This is a genomic window from Myxococcus xanthus (assembly GCF_006402735.1).
Lineage (GTDB): Bacteria > Myxococcota > Myxococcia > Myxococcales > Myxococcaceae > Myxococcus > Myxococcus xanthus_A.
On sequence record NZ_CP017174.1, the window covers coordinates 5,559,850 to 5,579,583 of the forward strand.

17 protein-coding genes are annotated in these 19,734 nt (G+C 67.5%); 15 read left to right on the forward strand and 2 right to left on the reverse strand.

The window, feature by feature from the left end; translation table 11 throughout:
• Positions 1–81 precede the first annotated feature (81 nt).
• The gene (locus BHS09_RS39935) at positions 82–213 is read left to right on the forward strand and encodes a hypothetical protein (protein WP_257792112.1); all 132 of its coding nucleotides are present in this window, start codon (positions 82–84) and stop codon (positions 211–213) included.
• Positions 214–302: 89 nt separating this feature from the next.
• Here the strand turns inward: BHS09_RS39935 and BHS09_RS22730 are convergent, their stop codons facing one another.
• Both BHS09_RS22730 and BHS09_RS22735 read right to left on the reverse strand, forming a co-directional pair.
• Positions 303–539 (reverse strand): NADAR domain-containing protein, encoded by a 237-nt coding sequence (locus BHS09_RS22730; protein ID WP_201799734.1) that lies wholly within the window; start codon positions 537–539, stop codon positions 303–305.
• A 22-nt stretch (positions 540–561) separates the two neighbouring features.
• A complete protein-coding gene (locus tag BHS09_RS22735; RefSeq protein WP_237079774.1) occupies positions 562–1,020 on the reverse strand; it encodes a hypothetical protein in 459 nt (152 codons plus the stop codon).
• A 961-nt stretch (positions 1,021–1,981) separates the two neighbouring features.
• Here BHS09_RS22735 and BHS09_RS22740 point away from each other — a divergent pair.
• From BHS09_RS22740 to BHS09_RS22800, 14 genes are all read left to right on the forward strand, one after another.
• The gene (locus tag BHS09_RS22740; protein WP_418763960.1) at positions 1,982–6,886 is read left to right on the forward strand and encodes an eCIS core domain-containing protein; all 4,905 of its coding nucleotides are present in this window, start codon (positions 1,982–1,984) and stop codon (positions 6,884–6,886) included.
• Between the two features lie 3 nt (positions 6,887–6,889).
• On the forward strand, positions 6,890–7,639 hold the full coding sequence (locus BHS09_RS22745; RefSeq protein ID WP_140798975.1) for a hypothetical protein: 750 nt from the start codon (positions 6,890–6,892) through the stop codon (positions 7,637–7,639).
• Positions 7,636–8,646 carry a pentapeptide repeat-containing protein gene (locus BHS09_RS22750; protein ID WP_140793165.1) on the forward strand — a complete coding sequence of 337 codons (1,011 nt, stop codon included), beginning with the start codon at positions 7,636–7,638 and terminating at the stop codon, positions 8,644–8,646. The genes BHS09_RS22745 and BHS09_RS22750 overlap by 4 nt, the downstream gene beginning before the upstream one ends.
• 151 nt (positions 8,647–8,797) lie before the next feature.
• Entirely contained in the window at positions 8,798–9,391 is a 594-nt protein-coding gene (locus BHS09_RS22755; protein WP_140793168.1) for a Pvc16 family protein, read from the forward strand.
• The gene (locus BHS09_RS22760) at positions 9,388–10,119 is read left to right on the forward strand and encodes a carboxypeptidase-like regulatory domain-containing protein (protein WP_140798976.1); all 732 of its coding nucleotides are present in this window, start codon (positions 9,388–9,390) and stop codon (positions 10,117–10,119) included. Before BHS09_RS22755 ends, BHS09_RS22760 begins: the two co-directional genes overlap by 4 nt.
• A 56-nt stretch (positions 10,120–10,175) precedes the next feature.
• Entirely contained in the window at positions 10,176–12,548 is a 2,373-nt protein-coding gene (locus tag BHS09_RS22765) for a phage tail sheath family protein (protein ID WP_237077349.1), read from the forward strand.
• An 18-nt stretch (positions 12,549–12,566) separates the two neighbouring features.
• Positions 12,567–13,022 (forward strand): phage tail protein, encoded by a 456-nt coding sequence (locus BHS09_RS22770; protein WP_140793174.1) that lies wholly within the window; start codon positions 12,567–12,569, stop codon positions 13,020–13,022.
• Between the two features lie 28 nt (positions 13,023–13,050).
• Positions 13,051–14,622, forward strand: coding sequence for a phage tail sheath protein (locus BHS09_RS22775; protein ID WP_140798977.1), 1,572 nt, complete (start codon positions 13,051–13,053; stop codon positions 14,620–14,622).
• On the forward strand, positions 14,619–15,098 hold the full coding sequence (locus tag BHS09_RS22780; RefSeq protein ID WP_140793178.1) for a phage tail protein: 480 nt from the start codon (positions 14,619–14,621) through the stop codon (positions 15,096–15,098). The genes BHS09_RS22775 and BHS09_RS22780 overlap by 4 nt, the downstream gene beginning before the upstream one ends.
• 6 nt (positions 15,099–15,104) lie before the next feature.
• Positions 15,105–16,226 (forward strand): CIS tube protein, encoded by a 1,122-nt coding sequence (locus BHS09_RS22785; RefSeq protein WP_140798978.1) that lies wholly within the window; start codon positions 15,105–15,107, stop codon positions 16,224–16,226.
• A 3-nt stretch (positions 16,227–16,229) separates the two neighbouring features.
• Positions 16,230–16,403 carry a hypothetical protein gene (locus tag BHS09_RS38910; protein WP_174258868.1) on the forward strand — a complete coding sequence of 58 codons (174 nt, stop codon included), beginning with the start codon at positions 16,230–16,232 and terminating at the stop codon, positions 16,401–16,403.
• A gap of 111 nt (positions 16,404–16,514) precedes the next feature.
• Positions 16,515–17,498, forward strand: a complete 984-nt coding sequence (locus BHS09_RS22790; protein WP_237079775.1) for a phage late control D family protein — start codon at positions 16,515–16,517, stop codon at positions 17,496–17,498.
• Entirely contained in the window at positions 17,495–18,193 is a 699-nt protein-coding gene (locus BHS09_RS22795) for a phage baseplate assembly protein V (protein WP_140798981.1), read from the forward strand. The genes BHS09_RS22790 and BHS09_RS22795 overlap by 4 nt, the downstream gene beginning before the upstream one ends.
• On the forward strand, positions 18,187–19,731 hold the full coding sequence (locus tag BHS09_RS22800; RefSeq protein ID WP_237079776.1) for a hypothetical protein: 1,545 nt from the start codon (positions 18,187–18,189) through the stop codon (positions 19,729–19,731). Before BHS09_RS22795 ends, BHS09_RS22800 begins: the two co-directional genes overlap by 7 nt.
• Positions 19,732–19,734 lie beyond the last annotated feature (3 nt).

Genomic DNA, 19,734 nt, shown 5'->3' on the forward strand with positions numbered 1-19,734 from the left:
GTGGACGCGAATTTAACGAAGACTCGTAAGCAGGTGAAGTGACGGGACGTCCCAGCGTCACTGACGCTCCGACTGCTCGCCATGGCCGGAACGGCTGCTCGGCTCGAGCTGGAATGGGTGCTCACCATCACCGGAATACGCATCAAGGAAACGAAGAACGTGCGCATCTGGGACGAGTTGGAGGAAGCGCGCAAGTCCGGCGAGGCGCGCTGAGCGCCCCCGCCACGGCCTTGAGGCCGGACGTGACACGAGAACGGGGCCGGAAGCCGCTGAGCGTTCAGCGGTCTCCGGCCCCGTTACTTTCAGCCCCCAGGCTGCGCGCACTCGCGCAGGAGGGAGCGAACCTCCATCAGCAACTGCCCGAGCCGGTTCTTCCCGGTGCCCGCGGAGCCGCAGCCCCAGTAGTGCTCATCGGTGGTCTTCTCGATGAGCTGCTCGTCGTGGGTGGACAGCAGCTCCTCGCGAGCGTCCGCGTGCGTCTCGAACTTCGCGAGGACAGCCCGGCTAGTGCTCCTTAGTTGAAATGGAGTTCCTGACATGACCTCGCAGGGAGCCCAGGCTTCACTGGTAGTCGGCCCACTGCCTGTCATTCGGCGACGAGTTGGTCGAGCGCGTGAACGTCGCGGTCTTCCCCACCGCGTCCGCATAGCCGATGGTCCGGTCCAGCGTGCAGAGAAGCGCGTCGTTGCCGTCCACCTTGAGGCCTTGGCAGGTCATCAGGTCGCCGAGCTTCAACGAGCCTCCACTGACACTCCAGACGCCGGTGCGTTTGAACATGCGGGAGAGAGGAATCTCGGCGGTGTAGCCATTTGAACGCACGGTCCCCGCGCCCTCGGCGTAGTAGAGGATGAAGCTCTTGTCCTGCTTCAGATAGGCGGTCGCGGCGAACAGGTTGATGCCATCCCGCTGGGCGGGGAACGCAACCGCGCCACCCGGGGCGCCAGCGTATTTCTCATAGGCGAACTGTGCGTAGTACTCGCTCGCGGGCCTGCCATTCACCGTCGTTTCCGTGACAGGCACCTCCTCTCCATTTCCATCTCCATCTCCGTTCGGATTGGACGGCTCCGAGTCACCTCCACAAGCAACGAGAAGGGCCCCGAGGGAGAGTCCAGCAAGCGCGCACGGCCAACGAATGAACGACGTATTCACAGGATGAGTCCTTTGATCCGAGGGTTTGCTCTCGCGAGCTGCGGCCCTGAACTCGCGGCCCCAACAGCGCGAAAATGCCGACGAGCACCCGCGAGCGCCGTCGGCCCCCATGGGACCGCGCATACGGCGAGTTAATTCACGTGAAACACACCACTCGGACGATTTCACACTTTGAGAATTTGAAAGGAGGGAGGCGACTCCTGCACGCGCGCGATGAGCAGTCTTCGAGGCAAGCCAGCCGGAATCGTGGCCCAAACTCCTTCAAGCACTCCACTCATTTGCACTGAAATCACCTCCAATGATTCGTCGCGATCCCAGCGGCAACAAGGTTCCAACCATCCCCCTCTATCCGCAAGTAGGCGTAGAGCATCACGACGTCGTCGCGGGGCTCGTTGAAACACTGAGACGTGTTAGAGACCTGCTCCAAACTGCGTCTGCGTGAACACGCTCCACCCGCGCCCCAGCATGCTCCGGCTGCGTCAATTCCAAACCTGCCAGGTCGGATTGGGATTCGCGCCGACGAAATCGACTGCCCCACCGGGCTCTCACAGTCGGCTTCAGTTCACGACAGCGCCACCCATTGACACTGACAGTGAACCCATGAACTCCTCCGGTATGAATCACCAGGGGGCGCGCATCCGTGAGCCGAGCGACGTCAAAGTCGGTACGCCGGAGTGAGTCGACCCGGCCTTCGGATTCATCCAGACGTCCTGAGAGCGCGCCGTCGGAGCGGTCTGCTCCTGGCGTTCCCGCCTTCCTGCGCGGGCGGCCCGGCGAGAGTGGCCCAGGCGCACGCGCCCGCCCCAACTCCTCATCGGGTGTCCCGCGTTACATGCGAGGTGGATTGGCGTCCCCCCTCGGACCTCCGGTCCAGGCGAAGTGCGCGGCGTGTGAGTCCGGAGGCGGCCCGTGCGCTGCGTGCGGGGAGAAGGACGCGGTGCAGCCTCAGGCGGCCGGAGGCACCGTGGAGTCACGGCCCGCGGCCATCCAGCGCGAGGCCCATGCAGGTGTGAAGGATGCCAGCGCTCCCCTTCCCCATTTCGTACAGCTCCAGCAGGCGTTCGGCCGCCATGACCTGTCAGACGTTACAGCCCGTGTGGGAGGTGATGCAGCGCTCGCGAGCGACCGGATGGGAGCCCATGCCTTCACGATGGGCAATCGCATCGCCTTTCGTGGCCCACCCGACCTGAGACTGGCGGCACACGAAGCGGCACACGCTGTTCAGCAGCGCTCCGGCGTACAGCTCCATGACGGCGTCGGTCACCCAGGAGACCCCTACGAGCGCCAGGCGGATGAGGCCGCTGACGCCGTGGTCCGAGGCGAAACCGCCGAGCCCATCCTCGACCGGACGGTGGGCCCCTCCGGTCCTCCGGTGACGGGAACGTCTCCGAGCGCAGCGCCCGTCCAGCCCTTCCTCGCAACCAACGTCCACCGCCTCTTCGAACCGCCTGCGGCACCGTCCCGAATGCCCAGGCCGCGAGGTGGCGGTGGCACCTCCAACGGCGGTTCGCGCGAATCAACCGAAGCCCGCGCGGCCCAGGATGGACAGTCCACCGACAGCGGCTCGGGAGCCGCTGGAAGCGCGCTTGGTGCCGCGGCGGGCCCCGCGACGGATGCACTGACTTCCGGTCCAGCAGAGCCGACGAGCGACACGGCCGCCCCTCCTGGCGGTACCGATGGCGCACAGGCCTGCGTGGGCGGAGGCCCCCAGAGCGCAACCTGCTACACGGAGGCCATTCAAGAGCCCGAGGTGGCGCCCGAACAACAGCCTCCCGAGCCAGCGCCCACGGAGTCGCAGGAAGCCGCATCCAGCGTCAGTCCCGATGCCGAAGAGCAGGACAACTGCCCCATCGAGGAAGCCATCTCCGAGCAGGCGCCCTCCTCAACAGAAGCCGCGGCGCCCGCGCAGTCCACGCTGGAAAGCAACGCTTCCGCCTCCGAAGCCGGTGAAGCTTCCGCGGAAGGGGCCCCCACGGGTGACGACGCGGCCTCACTGTCCTCGGAGGCATCTGGGGGTAGTGGCGGAGCCCCGGCGGAAGACACTGCGAATGAGGCCGCTCGTGCGCCGCTGGACGAAGCCATCGCCACGACCGAAGTCCAGCGGTGGGATGCCGTGGCAGCGCATGGCAGTGCGTCCGCCTCGCTCGCCAATGCCGGGGCAGGTGCCATTTCGCTCCGAGGCGGCGTGCAGTTCGTCCCAGCGCCGGGTGCGACCTCGGCGGACGACGCGCGACGTGTTGACGCGAACTCACGCGCGGACGCGTTCTTCCTTCAGGCGGCCAATCGAATCGAGGACGCGGTTCTCCTGACGCTGGATGATGTTCCAGCCCGCATCGGTGCGCTCGCCGAGACGTACAAGAGCGCGATCTCCGCCTCCATGGAGGAACAAAAGGCGGCCATCAGCGCCAGCGTGGAGCAGGCACGCGTCGCCGCCACCGCACAGGCCGAGGGCGCCCGCCAGCAAGTCCTGTCCGAGCATTCGACCACCGTCTCCACCATCCACTCGGAGACTGACAGTGCGCTCGAGTCGCTCCGGGCCGTCTACGACTCCGGAGTGCTTCTCGTTGACGAGCAGGAGTCCGGCACGCTGGACAGCGTCAACTCCCTCTACGCCCAGGCACGCATTGCCCACGAGGCACTCGGTCCGACAGTGGGCGATGAGTGCATCCAGCTCGGCGAGGAGTACGCGGAGGAATACGAAGGCTGCAAGATCAACAAGAAGGACAGCTTCTTCGCGGGCTATCTGACCGATCGCCGCGCCGAGGCCCAGATGAAGGCCGCGCGCGAGACGGCCAAGGGCTATCGCAAGAGCCTGGTGGACACGGCCACGAAGCAGGCCGGCGAGGCGATGAAGGGGCGCCAGCGGGACCGCTGCGGCGTCATCGCCGCCGCCCGCCGTGCCCGCGAGACGCTCGACACGCAGTACGAGCAACTCGTCACCGCGCTCGAAAGCAGCCGGACACAAGCCCTGACGCAGGCGGAGACCACGCGCGACTCGATGATGGCCTCCGTCGACTCGGCCTTCATCGCCGAGTTGGCCCGACTGGACCGCCACGAACACGACCAGCGCCAGTCCGTGAATGACACGGGCTACCTGCAACAGAGCCTCATCGAGTTGGCGGCCTTCGCCTCGGCGACGTCCATCCAGAACGCCGTGACGGGCGCCATCGACACCCTGGTGCAGGCGCTCACGGGCGTGCGCGACCTGTTCGCCAGGCAGTCCGCTCCAGAGGGCGAACACCTGGAGCGCATCCTCGGGCAAGCCATGGGCGGGCTTGAAGGTGGGCTGGATGGCCTCGTCTCCCAGGTGGAGCATGGAGCCGCCGGCGCCCTGGAGCGCGTGGACGGCGTGGGAAACCAGGGACTGGAGGCCATGCTGCGGCTGGGCCAGTCCTCCGAGGAAGCGACAGCGGCCCTGGTCGATTCCTTCACGGCTTCCATGGGCGCATTGGCAGCAGGAGCGACCACCAGCTTCGGCCAGCAGCGCGACGCGTTCACCACGCAAGCACAACAGGTGGCTTCGGACGGAGCCTCCGGACTGGAGACCGTGGCCACCGGCTTCCAGACGACCTGCACGACGATTCTCACCCACGTCGAGAGCGCACTGGTGGACTCCGCGGACGCGCTGGAACAGAGCCTCCGCGCCTCCAAGGCGCAGCTCGACTGCGACATTCCCGTCCAGGCACAAACGGCGGCGTCGAAGGAACAGCCCGCCTGGAAGGGCGTGCTGGCGGTGGTGCTCATCATCGCCATTGTCATCGTGGTGGCACTGGTCGTGGGCCCGGCGGTCATTGGCGCGGTGGGGGCGGCGGCGAGCGCGCTAGGCGCCACCGCGGCAGCCGCGACCATTGGAACCATCGTGGGTGGTGCCATTGTCGGCGCGGCGACGTCGGCCGCCATCCAGGTCCTCAACAACTGGGCGTCGGGCGAGCGCCTCATGGCGGGCGTGGGCAAGGCCGCGTTGATGGGCGCGATTGGCGGCATCGTTGGCGCGGGTGCGGGCGCCATCATCCAGAACGCCGTCAAGAACGTGGCTCTTCAGTTCGTGGCCAACATCGCCGCAGATGCGGTGCTGGAAGTCGCCACCCAGCTCATCACGGGCGAGTTCTCCTGGAATGCGCTGGGCATGTCGGTGCTCATGTCCGTCGTCACCGGCGGCTTCGGCGAAGTCCCTCGCATCAAGCGCGTTCAGCAACGGTGGATGGCTCGCGGCGCGGGCGTCGTGCCCGGCTCGAGGGCCCGTGCCTTCCGCGAGTCCATCGCTCCCCGGCCTCCAGCGGAGAGCGAGGCCGTGACGACCGTAAGTCCCCGCCCCGAGGCCGAGACCGACAGCACTACGACGGCACGTCCCGAGGCTGACGCTGACGCCAGCACGACGCCACGCCCCGAGGCAGAAGCGCAAGCCACGAAGACTCCGCAGCCCGAGGATGGGGCAGCCACGCAGTCTACGCCCCGCGCAGAAGACATTGCTGAGACCGACTTGCCCCCCCGCTCCGAAGCCGATGTCGAGCCAACTGATCTCCACTCGGAGGTCGGAGCAAGTGCACCTCCACGCGCTCAAGCCGAAGCGGAATCCACCTCCCAGGGCGCCGCGTCCAACACTCCCGGAAAGAAGAGCGAAGACAATCTCGACTTTTACGAAGACATCGAAACGAACCCGAAAGGCAGAGCACAACAAACGCTCGGCTGGTCCGGAGACATCCATTCTCCGACTTCAAGTTCACCGCATCTTGACTTCATCAAGGGCGGAATAGACTTCATGGAGAGCATCTCCAATGGGATGCAACACCGACTCGACATGCTGCTCCACCGGTCTCACCAATCCTATGAGCAGCACGTGGCACGCATCAATGAGCAAATGGCTGCGCTCGTCAACGACCCCATCACGCAGGCCAGACTGGCCTCGCTGCGCAAGAACTACAAAGCCAATCAAGCAGAAATCCAGCGCATTGAGGCCGACATTGCCCAACAATACGAAGCGCTAAGGCTCAGTCGCTACCAGGCGGGAAAGGCGCGCGAAACGCGGTCGGCGGCGAACAAGCAACCTGCAGAGAAGGTCATGAGCGAGTTGCGCACCGCACTCCTCGGTGCCGACAGTCCGGCCGCGGCGGCCATTGCAGCCAAACCAACCTTTACGGAGAAGGGCCTCAAGACAATCCATGACTTCGGCCGCACCGAAGCCGATATCCGCGCCGACATCGCCGACCATTACCGCATGACGGGCAACGCCCCAGATGACGGCATGACCATCACCAAGCTCGGCGGCCCAATGGATGTCCGACCGGAATACTATCACGCGCCTAATTGGCTCAACGTTGGCGCATCCCCCTCCTCCGGGAAAATACACCACGAACTGGGCCACCGCATCGAACATGTCGATCCTGTGGTCTCGACCGCGTCGAAGTCTTTCGTTGAAGCGCGAGCCAGACGGTTCGTTCAGCCCGGCGATCCAATTCACACGGAATCCATCAACAAACTCACCGATTCTACGGATTACAAGGCGAATGAATTCGCCCATGAAGGTGGGTTCTTCCACAAGTACGTCGGGAAAGTCTACCCAGGCCCAGAGACGGAGGTCGTCACCATGGGGCTCGAGCATTTCGAAAACCCGAGCACCATGGTGGCTCTCTATCGCCAGGACCCAGAGCATTTCTTCTATGTCTTGGGTGTCATTCAACGGACCCGAGCACGGGCTGGCTTCCCGGCGACCACCTCGACTGGTACGGTAGGAGACTGAGCCATGTTCCGCTATCGATTGGTCATTCCGTCGTCCTCGCCATCCGTCTCCGCCCAGGATGAAATCGTCGTCAGCCTGAACGCGGAGTACAAAGATCAGTTCGTGCCCCTTCAGTTCGAGGGACCTGCCGCCTCCATTGAGGTGGTGCACCGGGCGATCGTGGACGCACGTGGGTACAAGAAGCGGGAGTTGAACCTCAAGGCCAAGCTCATGCCTGTCGACCTCGTAGCGGCCATGAGCAGCGCCCACATGCAGCCATTCAAACCGCAGCTCATCGAGGGAGAAGACATACTCTCGCGACGAAGCCCTCCCAACCAGAGCACCGAGGAGCTCACCCGTAGCTTCGGGAGCCAGTTCGCAGGCTGGTTGGTCGTCGACCTCCCTGGCCCCGTGCAGCCCTCGAGTTACGAGTGGGAAATCCTCATGACGTCGCTGAACGAGACCCTCTTCGAATGGTCTTTCTGGCGCCCCAAGCACGAGTCCCAGGAACAAGCCGCCCGTGCCCTGGTCGGCCCCCTCAGCGAAGGGCTGGCCCACGAGACGATGCGCTTGAGACACGTGTATGAGAGCCGCCCCGTTGCGCGGCGTCTCGTCCCCCCCGCGTTGACACCTGAGCAGGCGCACGAAGTCGCCAGTGTCTTCGTCGAAGCGTTCGACACCGCGGGCCCCGGCGATGATGGCGCCGCGGCGCTCATCGTCCGGCTGCATGAGAAGCTCAATGCACTCGGACTCATGAGCCGGAGAGAGACATGACCGCCAGCGCGCGCGACATCCTCCACGCCCTTCTCCAGAAGAAGGCTCGCGCGCGGGACCTTCAGCTTCACAGTACGGACCTCACTGGCGCCCCACTCGACGGACTGCGTGGAGACGGCTTGGACCTGGGCCAGGCCAACCTCCACGGCGCGAGTCTGCGCGGCGCCCAGCTTTCCGCCTGTTCGCTGGAGCGCGCGGTTCTCGAGGAAGCCGTGCTGGAAGGTGCGACACTTCGGCAGTGCCGGCTCGATGGCGCCGACCTGCGACGGGCTCGGCTCTCCGAGGCCCGCCTCGAGGACAGCTCCGCGCGCGGCACGGACCTGTACCAAGCCGACCTGCGCAAGGCCCGGCTCTCGGAGACATCGTTCTCACGCGCCATCCTCCGCGAAGCCGTTCTCGACGGCGCGGAAGGCGTCGGCGTGGAGTTACGGGGCGCGGACCTCACGGGCGCGTCACTCGTGGACGTGCGGCTGGACGAGGCGGACTTTCGCGGCGCCGACCTGACGGGTACCAACGTGTCAGGCGGAAGCTTCCGCCACGCGGACTTCCGAGGCGCCATCGTGGACGGCGTGCAGTGGACCGGGTGCGACCGCACCGGCGCCCGCTTCGATGCGGAGGACGCCACCCCGCCGCGCTCCCAGCCCAGCGATACGGGCATCCCGCCCAGCGCGCCCGAGAACTTCGATGCCCCTGCGATGGCCACCTGGCTCGGAAACCTGATGGAGCACGCGCTGCGCTCCGCGCCAGGCAGTGTGCACGGCGCAGCCACACGAGGCCCTGAGACACCCGCCGAGTTGTTACAGCTCCTCGGCTCGCTGCAGCAGGACCTCGGCGCCCGTGGCGTTGAACTCCCGGACCTGACCGCACGCGTCCAACCGCTGCTCTCCGCCCTGGAACAGCGAGGCGATGAGCCGCCCGAGGAATGGAAGGCCTTGCTCGAGGGGCTTGACGCGAACGCCGAAGACATCGTCCGCGCGCTGCTCGACCGGCTTCAGGCACCTCGATAGGCATCTCCCACCGTCTCAACAGGTCTCAGATACTTCACCCACCGCATGAGGTGACTTGACTCAACGTGGATATTTCGACACCATATCCATACTCGAAGGCGAATCTCATTCACCTTTAGAACATACACGCGGTGCACTTGGGGGGACCAACGTGGCCGGCTTTTCCGCCATCTATTCGGTAGGCGATTCGCTGGTCTCATATCTGAGACACGCCTACGAGTTGTCTCACGAGCCCGAAGGCCTGCCCACGTGCCGTTTCGAGCTCGTCCCAAGCGGAAAGATGGCTGGAAGCGAGACAAACACCCCTCCGGTCGAAGTCCCAGGCGTCACCCTCTTTCTCTATCGCGTCGCCGTCAACGAGCACCTGCGCAACGAGCCACGCGCGGAAGCGCCTCCGCCGCTCGCGCTGGACCTGCATTACCTGCTCACGGTCTGGGCTGAAAACGTCGACGACGAGCACCGCATCATGGCCTGGGTCATGTTGCAGCTTCACACGCACAATGCGTTGAGCGCCTCGGACCTGTCCCCCGTGGGCGTCTGGCGCCCGGACGAGCTGGTGCAAATCATCCCAGCGGAAATCCCTCAAGAAGACATCTTGCGGATGTGGGATGCCTTGCGGCGCCCCTATCGCCCTTCCGTTACGTACGTCGCCCGTGTCGTCTGCATCGACGTGCAGGGCAAACCCGCTGGACGACCCGTGGTGGCGCGGCGCTTCGACTTCACGAACGAGGTGCCCAGGTCATGAGGCTCGAGCGCACCGAGAGCCGCGCCCTGGCCGCCATCCGCTTCCTCGACGCGGAGACGCAACGCCCCCTCTCGGAGCCCATCACCATCGCGGGGCAAGGCCTCCGCTTCGCTCGCAACGTCCGCGGGCTGCACGTGGTGACGGACGCGCCGGGCTTCTCCGACTACGCGGCGAGCTTCGAGTTGCCGGACCCGCTTCCCGCCGCAGCCGCCTTCACCCTGGTGGCGAGCGACCCCACTCGCCGCTATCTGGCCCGGAGCTTCACGCTCGAATTGCCACGAGACGCGACGGCTCCGCCCACGGGACAGCCGCTCCCACCAGACTCCGTCTTTCGCCCGGTCGACGTCACGCTCTACCCGTCGCCGCTGATGCGTCCGTCCGCGCGAAGTGCCGTGGTGCGGCTCCGTGTCGTGGACGCCCACGACAAGCCCCTGCCCGGCGCGCTGGTGTCGCTCGCGCTGGCCGACCCGGAAATCACGCGCTGGGGCCTGTCGAACGAGCGGGGTGACGCGCTCATCCTCGTGCCCGGCATTCCCATCGCGGACTGGAGCAACCCCGAGGCCCCCATCCACTTCACCTTCAGCCTGGCCGCGGCTTGGGCCGCCTCGACACAACCGCCCGACCCCGACGCGCTCTCCCTGGACTTCCACCCCTTGAGCAGCACCCTCGACGTCGCCGCCGGCGAAGAGGTCACCACCACCATCAAGCTCGATTGGGTCGAGCTCTGAACGCAGACCAATGACGGCGCGACCGCGCGCCACGTAACGAGAAAGTGGGGGCTCGCGTGCCTGAATATCTCGCACCCGGTGTCTACGTCGAAGAGACGAGTTTCCGAGCCAGGTCCATCGAGGGCGTCAGCACCAGCACCAGCGGCTTCGCGGGCCCGGCACGCAAGGGCCCCGTTTCCGGCACCCCGTCGCTGGTGACGAGCTTCCCCGAATTCGTCCGGCTCTTTGGTGGCCTCGCGGACCTGGACCTCACCGGCACCCAGGAGACGACCAACTACCTGGCGCACTCGGTCCGCGCTTACTTCAACGAGGGCGGCTCCCGCCTCTACGTGGCGCGCGTCTTCTCGGGGACGCCGGCCAACGCCACCGCTGGCGCGGACGTCATTCCCAACGCGGACGCGAACCTGCGCGCACGCTTCACCGCGAGGTTTCCCGGCCGCGCGGGCAACGGGAGCATCAGGGTCCGGGAGGTGCTCGCGCCCGCCACGGTCGGCGCCATGCGGCGCGCGCCCACGGGCAGCCTGGTCCGGCTGAATCAGACCGCCGCCTCGGCCGCGCGCGTCGTAGGCACCCTGCCCCCGCCCTTCAACATCCCCGATGGCACCACGCTCACGCTGACGTTCGACGGGAACACCGACGTCACCCTCACCTTCTCCGGGCGCAATGCCGAAGCAGCAGCGACGGCGGAGCTCGACCCCACGACGACGTTCCTTGAAGCCAACCAGACGCTCACCGTCACCCTTGGCGGACAGGCGCAGACCCTCACCCTGCCCACCGATACGCCGTTGACGCCCGCGGAGGTCGTGGACGCGCTCAACCGGCAACTCCGGGGTGGTTACGCCCGGCTCAGCGGCGCCGATGACGCCGCGCCCGTCGGCCGTCTCCTCCTGGGTACCGATACCCGCGGTACCGGGGCCCTCATCCAGGTCTCGGCCAACCCGCAGCTCAAGCTCGCCGCACAGACGGTCGACAACGCGGCGGACCCGCAGAGCAACGTGAGCGACCTGGGCGCGGTGTCCCTCGCGGACATCCAGGTACTCCTGGGCGCCAACGCCACGGCGTCCGTCGATGACAACAAGCTCGTCATCAGCCACCCGCTCCCCGGCGCCAGCCATTCGTTGGAGGTGGCCTCGGTGAGCTCCAGCGCGCTGGGCCTGGACGCGGCCACCTCGGAGCCCGGGACGGACGGCACGGCGGGGGTGACCTGGTGGCTGAAGCAGGCGAACGACACCTGGTCCAACGGCAGTGACACGTTGCCGCTGCCGAACGACACCGCGTCGCAGTTCCAGCAGCTGCCCGGGGACAGCCAGTTCGTCACGCTCACCGTCACCACGCAGGACGGTGACGGGCAGGAGCGGCTGTACGAAGGGCTGGGCGTGGACCGCGCCCATCCCCGTTACCTGGGCCACGTGCTCACCCCTTCTCCCGCCACGCTCTCCGAGCAGATGGAGCGGATGTACGCGTTCGAGGCGGGCAACGGCGTGTCCACGTTCGCCCTGCGCACGGCGCTGGCCGCGGGCCCCTTCACGCTCACCGGCGGTTCCGACGGGAGCGAGCCGAGCGCGGCCTCGTACGAAGACGCGTTCGAGCGGCTGGGCGGCGTGGAGGACATCTCCATCATCGCCGCGCCAGGCTCCTCGGCGTATGCGACGGCGCAGGCAGTGAGGCTCGGGCTCATCAGCGCCGCGGAGCGACGCCGTGCCTATCGCATCGCGGTGCTGGACACGCCGCGCGGATACGGGCCGCAGGACGCGCTGGCACTTCGCGCGCAGGTGGACTCGACCAAGGCCGCGCTCTACTACCCCTGGGTCGTCGTCGCCAACCCGCTGGCCGGGCCCGAGGCGGCCGATGTCCCTCGTGAGATCGCGCTTCCGCCGTCCGCCTTCCTGTGCGGCATCTACGCCCGCAGCGACATCGAGCGCGGCGTGTTCAAGGCGCCCGCGAATGAAGTGGTCCGTGGCGCGCTGCGCTTCGAGCAGGACATCCACTTCGCGCAGCAGGAGACGCTCAACCCACAGGGCGTCAATTGCCTGCGCTTCTTCCCGGGACGCGGCTACCGCGTGTGGGGCGCGCGCACCGTCAGCTCCGACCCGGAATGGAAGTACGTGAACGTGCGGCGCTACTTCAACTTCCTGGAGCGCTCCGTGGACGAAGGCACGCAGTGGGCCGTGTTCGAGCCCAACGGCGAGCGCCTGTGGGCCAACATCCGCGAGACGATTGGCAGCTTCCTCGAGAACCAGTGGCGCACCGGCGCGCTGTTGGGAACGGACCCGAAGCAGGCGTTCTTCGTCCGGTGTGACCGCACCACCATGGACCAGAACGACCTCGATAACGGCCGGCTCGTCTGCCTCATCGGCGTGGCGGTGGTGAAGCCCGCTGAGTTCGTCATCTTCCGCATCGGCCAGAAGACGGCGGATGCCCGGACCTAACGCAAAGGACTCGCCGCCATGCCTACCCGCCCCACGCCCTACGGCGCCTTCAATTTCGAAATCAGCTTCGACGGCACGTCCTTCGGTGGGTTCTCCGACGTGTCCGGACTCAGCACCGAAGTCACCCTCTCCGAGTACCGCGAGGGCAACGACCCGGAGAACCACGTGCGCAAGGTGCCCGGCGCCTTCAAGACGGGCGACGTCACCCTCAAGCGTGGCGTCGTCGACTCGCGGGCCATCTGGACGTGGGTGGAGGACGTCCGCCGCAACGGCCCGCTGGGCCGAAAGGCCGCCGTCACCATCCGCTTGCTTGACGAGGCGCGCAACCCCGTGCAGTCCTGGAAGTTGGTGAACGTCACGCCCATGAAGTTCACCGGCCCCACGCTGGCCGCCAAGGGTGGCGGAGACGTGGCCATGGAAGAGCTCGTCCTCGCCGCGGAGACGGTGCGGATGGGCTTCCCGGACGTGGACTGAGCGGAGCATCAGGGGGAGCTCCCGGGCCATGCGGCGACTGACCTTCGAAGTCACAGAGCGCGTGGCGCCCACCGCGCCCGAGCGGATGGACGTGGCCCTCTTCGTGGGCTTCGTCCGCCGCCGCCCGGGCGCGTCCGTGCCCACCGCGCTGTCGCGCTACCTGTTCGAGCAGGGGTGGATGACCGCCCCCACGCTCCGCGTGGACCCCAACGACCCGCAGGCCCCGCTCACCGACGTCCCCCTGCCCTTCGAGAGCTTCGCCGCCTTCGAGCGACTCTTCGACTGGCGAGCCCGCACCGGAACCGCTCCCGACGAGTTCACCGCCCTGGGAGCGGCGGTGCAGGCCTTCTTCGTCCAGGGCGGGCGCAAGTGCTACGTGGTGCGCATGGCGGACCCGCTCACTCCAGGGGCGGAACGCGCCACGCGGCTCGGGCGGCTGAACCTGCTGCTGCCGGGAAGCAGACTGCCGGCGCCTCCCGGCATGGAGCACTCCGCCTCCGCCGTGGACCGCACGACGTGGCACGGCGCGGCCCACCTGTTCGGCCTGCAGGACGTGTCCTTCCTCTGCCTTCCAGACCTGCCGGAGCTGGTGGCGGATGCGCCCGAGCCACTCCCCATCCCCCGCCTTCCACCCGCAGGCGCCCCCGGGTTCGTGGAATGCGCCACGCATGGCGCGGCCACCGGGTCCGAGTGGAAGACACCGGAGCGCGCGGCGCCTCGCTGCGGACTCACCGCCTACCTGGACTGGGCGGCCTTCCTCGCCGTAGTGGCCGAACTCCTCCGCGACAGGCGCCTGCGGGAGACGCACCTGGTCGCGGCGCTGCCGCTGCCCTCGACAAGCCTGGTCTTCGATACTCCCGCGGGCAAGCGCGCCGCGACGCAGGACCTGGGCGCGTTCCTCCATGCCAGCGGAGTGCTCACCCCATTCCAGAGCGCGTTCATCCAGCTCGCCTATCCGTGGCTGCGGACCGCGTCCTCGGAGGGACTTCCGGAGCGGCTGGCGGCCCCTGACGGGACGCTGACGGGGGTGCTGGCACGCAACGCACTGCTCCGCGGCACCTTCCGAAGCGCCCTGGGACTGGGGCTCGCGGAGGTACGGGAGGTCTTCCCAATCCCAACACGCCTGGACCAGGAACCGCGCGAGCCGGGTTCGCCGCTGCGCGCACTGGGCGAGCGCGTCACGTTGCTGGGGCCCACGCCCCGCGGGATGCAGGTGTTGTCCGACGTGACGTCCAGCCAGAGGGTCAGCCACCGTCAGGCTCCCGTGAGCCGGCTCATCTCCTCGGTGCTGCGCGCGGCGAGGCAACTCGGCGCGGACCTGACGTTTTCACCTTCCAACGAGGACACCTGGTTGGCGCTGCGCTACCGGATGGAGTCCGTGCTCGGCCGGTTCTTCGCGGAGGGCGCACTGCGAGGAGCGACGCCGCGCGAGGCGTTCTCCGTGCGGTGTGACCGGACGACCATGACGCAGGACGACCTCGATAACGGGCGGCTCATCGCGCTGGTGGAGCTGGCTCCCGCGGCGGCAATCGAACGGGTGCACGTCCTTCTCTCCGCGTTGGAGGGCGACGTGTCGCTCCAGCAGGAGGAAGCCGCATGAGCGGAGACCTCTGGCCCCTGCACACCTTCCGTTTCGAACTCACATTCCAGCCCGAGCCGCTGTCGGGCAGTGGCCCGGAAGAGGCTCCCGTGGACGGGGCCTTCTCCGAGTGCACGGGTCTGGAAGCCACCATGGAGCCCAAGGCCATTCGCGTGGGCGGCCACAACCTGGGCGCCGTGCAGCGCGCCGGGCCGGTGAGCTTTGGCACCGTGGTGCTCAAGCGAGGCCTCTCGTCGGGCGAGCGGCTGGCTCGCTGGTTCATGCGGGTGACGGGCGGCGACTACGGGTACCGGTGCACCGTGCGAATCCGCCTCAAGGCCCCGTCGGAGGACGGAGGGACCCAGACGGTGCTCACCTACAAGCTGGAGCGCGCCATGCCGGTGAAGTTCAAGGCGGCCGACTTCAACGCCCGCGCGACGGACGTCGGTATCGAAGAGCTGCACCTCGTGCACGAAGGACTCTCCCTCGAGGACTAGCGCGCCATGCCAGACACCACTCCCGAGAGCGCGAGCTTCATCAACGAGAGCAACGGCGAAGAGGTGCTGGTGCACTTCAACCCGAGCTCGCTCCAGTACACCGTCACCAACAAGCTCCAGAACGCCCAGGGCCAGGAGAACCAGCAGTTCGTCTCGGAGAGCAGCGCGAAGCTCACCATGGAGCTGGTCTTCGACACCACCGGCACGGGCGCCAACGTCTGCGACCACACGATACGCATTGCGCAGTTCATGGGCGCCAAGAGCCAGATTCCTCCGGACGTCACCTTCCGGTGGGGCGCCTTCGAATTCACCGGTCTGGTGGACACCTATCGGGAGACCATCGACTTCTTCGCGTCCGATGGCATCCCCCTGCGCTCGACCGTCTCGGTGGGCCTGACGCGGCAGCAACGCGTCTTCTCCAGGGGAGCCGAAGGCGAAAGTTCGCGGCAGATGGCCGCTGCGCGCAACCAGCCCATCTCGCGCGCCGTCGCGGAGCAGAACAGTGAAGACAATCCGCGCTTCCCCAGCCAGGACGTGATGACCGTCGACCCTTCCGTCCCGCTGGCCCCGCCCACCGCGTTTGCAACAGGCGGTGCCCTGAGCGCGGGCCTGGGGGGTGGAATCGGAGCGGGTGCCGGGTTCGGCGTTGGAGGTGGGTTCAGCGCGGGTGCGGGCGTTTCCGCCGGTGGCGCCTTTTCAGCAGGCGCCTCGTTCGGAGGCAGCGCCTCGTTCAACGCGGGGGCCATGGCGGAAGGCTCCGCTTCATTCGGGGCCAGCACATCCGCATCGAGCCCGATCTTCTCCGCGGGGGCGTCCTTCTCCGCTGGAGCCAACTTCCCCGCGACCACGGGGGCATCCGGCTCGGGTTGGACCGCGAATGCCTGGTCTGGCGCGCAGGCCTCCGCGGGCCTCTCCGCCACAGCAGGCGCGTTCGCGGGACTGCGTGCCGGTCCTCCTCGCACCTCCGTCCGAATGGAGACCGTGCGCTCCACCGGGCACGTGGACACCTACACCTACGAAACCACCGGAGACGGCCTCTTCGAACTCGGAGGACGCGCCCGGGTCACCAAGCCCCGCTTCGGCGCGACCCTGCCCCCCCGGGGCCGCCTCCGCTTCGAGGGAGATTGAGCCATGTCCATCGTCTTCGACGAGGTCCAGGGGTCCGTCGTCTCGGGCTCCACGCCAGACGCGAGCCAGCGCCCGACCGCGGAGCCAGCGCTCACGCCGCCTCCTGTGGATCCAACAGCGATTGCCCGCGCCATCCGGCTCATCACGCAACGCAAGGCCCGGCTCTTCGCCGACTGAGTCCGCTCCCCGTTCCCCATGACTGACGCCACGTCACAGCCAGAACATCACCGCCCCACGGTGCGCATCTTCGGCAAAGCCGACGCACGCGTGACCGGTCTGGTCAGCAGCATGCGGGTCGAGGAAGCCGAAGGCGGCCTGTGCTCGCTCGAGCTGCGCTTCGAGGCAGTCGCGCGCTACGCCGACACCGTGGCCGAGCAGGTCTTCGAGGACGAGCAACTGCTCAGGCTCGGGGCCCCCATCGGCATCTACACCGGTCCCGAGAGCGCCCCTCAGGAGATTTTTCGCGGCGTCATCACCGGAATCGAAGCCGTGTTCTCGCACGACTCCGCGCCGGAGTTCGTCGTGCTCGCCGAGGATGCACTGCAGAAAGCAAGACTCGCGCGGCGCACGCACGTCCACAGCGACATCACACTGGCAGAACTGGCGGAGAAGCTCGCCCGGGACCTGGGCCTGACACCCATCATCACAGGCCTTCGAGAGTCCCTGGGCCTCCAGGTCCAGTGGAACGAAAGCGACCTGGCCTTCGTGAGGCGGCTGCTGGCCACGCGGGATGCGGACCTGCAGGTGACGGGTGACGAGCTCCACGTCTCCGCACGGAGCGCGGTGCGCCGGGGCACCCTGGAGCTGACCCTCTACTCTGAACTGCGCCGGGTGCGCGTCACGGCGGACCTGGCGCATCAGGCCACCCAAGTCACTTGCTCCGGGTGGAACGCCATCCAGGGCGCCGTGGTCTCCGGCCAGAGCTCCGGCTCGCGACCCGGCCCAGGCGCGGGTCGTACCGGCGCGGAGTTGCTCCAGCAGACGCTGGGCCCTCGGACAGAGCACCTCGGCTCGCTGCCCATGTCCACCAGCGACGAGGCCACCGCCATCGCCAGGGCCGCCTTCGATGCGCGCGCCCGGCGCTTCGTCCGCATCGACGCCACCGCGGAGGGCACCCCCGCGCTCCGCGTGGGGACCCACGTGAGGCTCAGCGGCCTGAGCGCTCGCTTCGACAACACCTACTACGTGGTCCGTGCCAGCCACCGCTACGACACCCTCCACGGCTACGAAACGGACTTCGAGGCCGAGTGCGCCTTCCTGGGAGAGCCATGACCGACACCGCACACTCGCAGGAGCACCGCCTGCTTGGCGCCATGCTCGGTACCTATCTGGCGAAGGTCGTGTCCGTGGAGGACCCCGAACACCTGGCGCGCGTTCAAGTCCGCCTGCTCACCGCGCCCGAGGGCCTGGCCGATGCGGACGTGGCCTTGTGGGCGCGCGTCGCCGTGCCGTTCTCCGGCAGTGGCTGGGGCGCGCTCTTCCTCCCGGACAAGGATGACGAGGTGGCCGTGGTCTTCGCCGGCGGAGACCCTCGCCAGCCGCTCGTCGTGGGGGGCCTGTGGAACGGGAGCGCCCGTCCGCCGGAGACACCCGGTGGAAAGCGCGTGGACCGCTACGTCATCAAGGCCCGGAACGGCAGCCGCATCGCCATCGTCGAAGCGAGCGAGGGCACCGCGCAAATCACCCTGGAAGTCCCCGGAGGCGTGAGCGCCACGCTGAGCCAGTCCAGCGGGGGCGAGATCACGCTGGAAGCAGCAGGCAACACCGTCACGCTCGCCTCGCAGGGCGTCACCGTCCGGGCCGCGACCACGGTGTCCGTCACCGCCAGTGAGGTGGAGGTGAGCGCCGGTCAGGTCACGGTCAACGCGGCGATGTCGTCCTTCACGGGCATCGTGAAGTGCGACGTGTTGCAGACCAACTCGGTGATGGGCGTGACGTACACGCCAGGGGCGGGCAACGTATGGTGAGCCACCCCGTCAAGCTGCGCGGGCTCGTTTTCGACGGAGCCACCGGAGCCCCGCTGGCGGCCCAGCGCGGCGCTCCCGCGTTCATCGAGCGGCTGGACCAGGAGTTCGTTCAAGCCATCTTCGGCGAGCTCAGGTCCGAGGAAGGCCGCAAGGCGCTGGCGGGCACCTTCATCTCCGATGGGACGCCCAACCCCCAGGGGCTCAAGCTGCTCCAGCCCGTTCACGGGGTGTTCAACGTGGCCTTGCTGGAGGCCTGCTGCGACGTGTTCGGTGAGCCCCGGGTCGAGGCGACCCGAATCGAAAGCGCGGGGCTCGTCATCCGCCGCGTGGGAGCGGGCAATACGCGCGAGGCCTGGGTGCGGCGGGACGGCAAGGTCGCCGGCTGGGTCGTGCTCGACGGAGAGGAACAGGAGCGCGACCCCGACCCGAAACGGCGCGAAGGGCCCGCGGGCTCCGGTCCCGCGGACGTCCGGCGCGAGCTGCTGCGCCTCATGCGGGCCACCAGCCGGGACCAGGAGACCGTGACATCGCTCTTCATCGCGCCGCCCGACGCATGCGCCGCGGCGAAGCGCACCGTGCTGTACGGACTGCTCCAGGTGGCGAGCGGTGAAGCACCCGAGGGCGCATCCAACACAGGGCACGCTTTCGACGACGCGCAGGTGCGCAGCTTGCTGTCCCCCTACTTCGCCGCGGGAAAGACGGTGGATTGGACAGGGCTCGAAGGACTGTCGGTCACCTACCAGGACGTCGCCCAACGCAGATTGCCGCAGGCGAAGCACGACAAGCTCTCCCTGTTCATCGACTTCCTGCGTGGACTGGCCGCGGTGTTCGACGCCTTCCAGGTGCCCGCGCTCATGACGGCGATGAACCGCGTGCAGCTCGACTATGGCAACGGCCAGAAGCGGCCCGCGGGCACGGCGCTCGCCGGGCTGGCGGACGTCCTCGTCCAGGGGAAGACGGGCACGGTGGTGTTGCCTCGTTCGTGGACGCATCCCAATGCCTCGGATGCAGCCCAGATCCTCCAGGCGGCGAAGGCCGCCACCGCGCCGCGGATGCGGGACCTCATCCCTCCCGAGCGGCGCTTCGAGCGGCGTGGCTCGCGCTACGTCGCCAGGGCCTTCGTCCGGGTCCACCGCGAGGATGGCTGCCCACCCGCCATCGTCTGGAGCGAGGAGAGCGCCCCCTTCACCATCGCCGCCTGGCACGAGCGCGGAAAGCGGCCGCCCGTCCTCATCTCCCTTCCGTCACTCAAGGACCTGAGCGCCTTCAAGCCCAACGTCACCTTCCAGGTGCCGCCGGGGATGAACGAGCTGCTCAACAAGAATTCGCCGAAGGACTTCCTTGAAGGCTCAGCCAGTCCCCCCGCGGGTCAGGGCATCGGGTGGCTGTGTGGGTTCAACATTCCCATCATCACCCTCTGCGCCTTCATCGTCCTCAACCTCTTCCTGTCGCTGCTGAACATCGTCTTCTTCTGGATTGCCCTCATCAAGATCTGCATCCCCATTCCCGCCTCGCTGCGCGAGCGGTTCGAGGACTGACCG

What these genes read in the sequence shown, in the direction of transcription:
- BHS09_RS39935 (WP_257792112.1), top strand. Translation starts at nt 82, where the DNA reads ATGGCCGGAACGGCTGCTCGGCTCGAGCTGGAATGGGTGCTCACCATC.
- BHS09_RS22730 (WP_201799734.1), bottom strand. Translation starts at nt 539, where the DNA reads ATGTCAGGAACTCCATTTCAACTAAGGAGCACTAGCCGGGCTGTCCTC.
- BHS09_RS22740 (WP_418763960.1), top strand. Translation starts at nt 1,982, where the DNA reads ATGCGAGGTGGATTGGCGTCCCCCCTCGGACCTCCGGTCCAGGCGAAG.
- BHS09_RS22745 (WP_140798975.1), top strand. Translation starts at nt 6,890, where the DNA reads ATGTTCCGCTATCGATTGGTCATTCCGTCGTCCTCGCCATCCGTCTCC.
- BHS09_RS22750 (WP_140793165.1), top strand. Translation starts at nt 7,636, where the DNA reads ATGACCGCCAGCGCGCGCGACATCCTCCACGCCCTTCTCCAGAAGAAG.
- BHS09_RS22760 (WP_140798976.1), top strand. Translation starts at nt 9,388, where the DNA reads ATGAGGCTCGAGCGCACCGAGAGCCGCGCCCTGGCCGCCATCCGCTTC.
- BHS09_RS22770 (WP_140793174.1), top strand. Translation starts at nt 12,567, where the DNA reads ATGCCTACCCGCCCCACGCCCTACGGCGCCTTCAATTTCGAAATCAGC.
- BHS09_RS22775 (WP_140798977.1), top strand. Translation starts at nt 13,051, where the DNA reads ATGCGGCGACTGACCTTCGAAGTCACAGAGCGCGTGGCGCCCACCGCG.
- BHS09_RS22780 (WP_140793178.1), top strand. Translation starts at nt 14,619, where the DNA reads ATGAGCGGAGACCTCTGGCCCCTGCACACCTTCCGTTTCGAACTCACA.
- BHS09_RS22785 (WP_140798978.1), top strand. Translation starts at nt 15,105, where the DNA reads ATGCCAGACACCACTCCCGAGAGCGCGAGCTTCATCAACGAGAGCAAC.
- BHS09_RS38910 (WP_174258868.1), top strand. Translation starts at nt 16,230, where the DNA reads ATGTCCATCGTCTTCGACGAGGTCCAGGGGTCCGTCGTCTCGGGCTCC.
- BHS09_RS22790 (WP_237079775.1), top strand. Translation starts at nt 16,515, where the DNA reads ATGCGGGTCGAGGAAGCCGAAGGCGGCCTGTGCTCGCTCGAGCTGCGC.
- BHS09_RS22795 (WP_140798981.1), top strand. Translation starts at nt 17,495, where the DNA reads ATGACCGACACCGCACACTCGCAGGAGCACCGCCTGCTTGGCGCCATG.
- BHS09_RS22800 (WP_237079776.1), top strand. Translation starts at nt 18,187, where the DNA reads ATGGTGAGCCACCCCGTCAAGCTGCGCGGGCTCGTTTTCGACGGAGCC.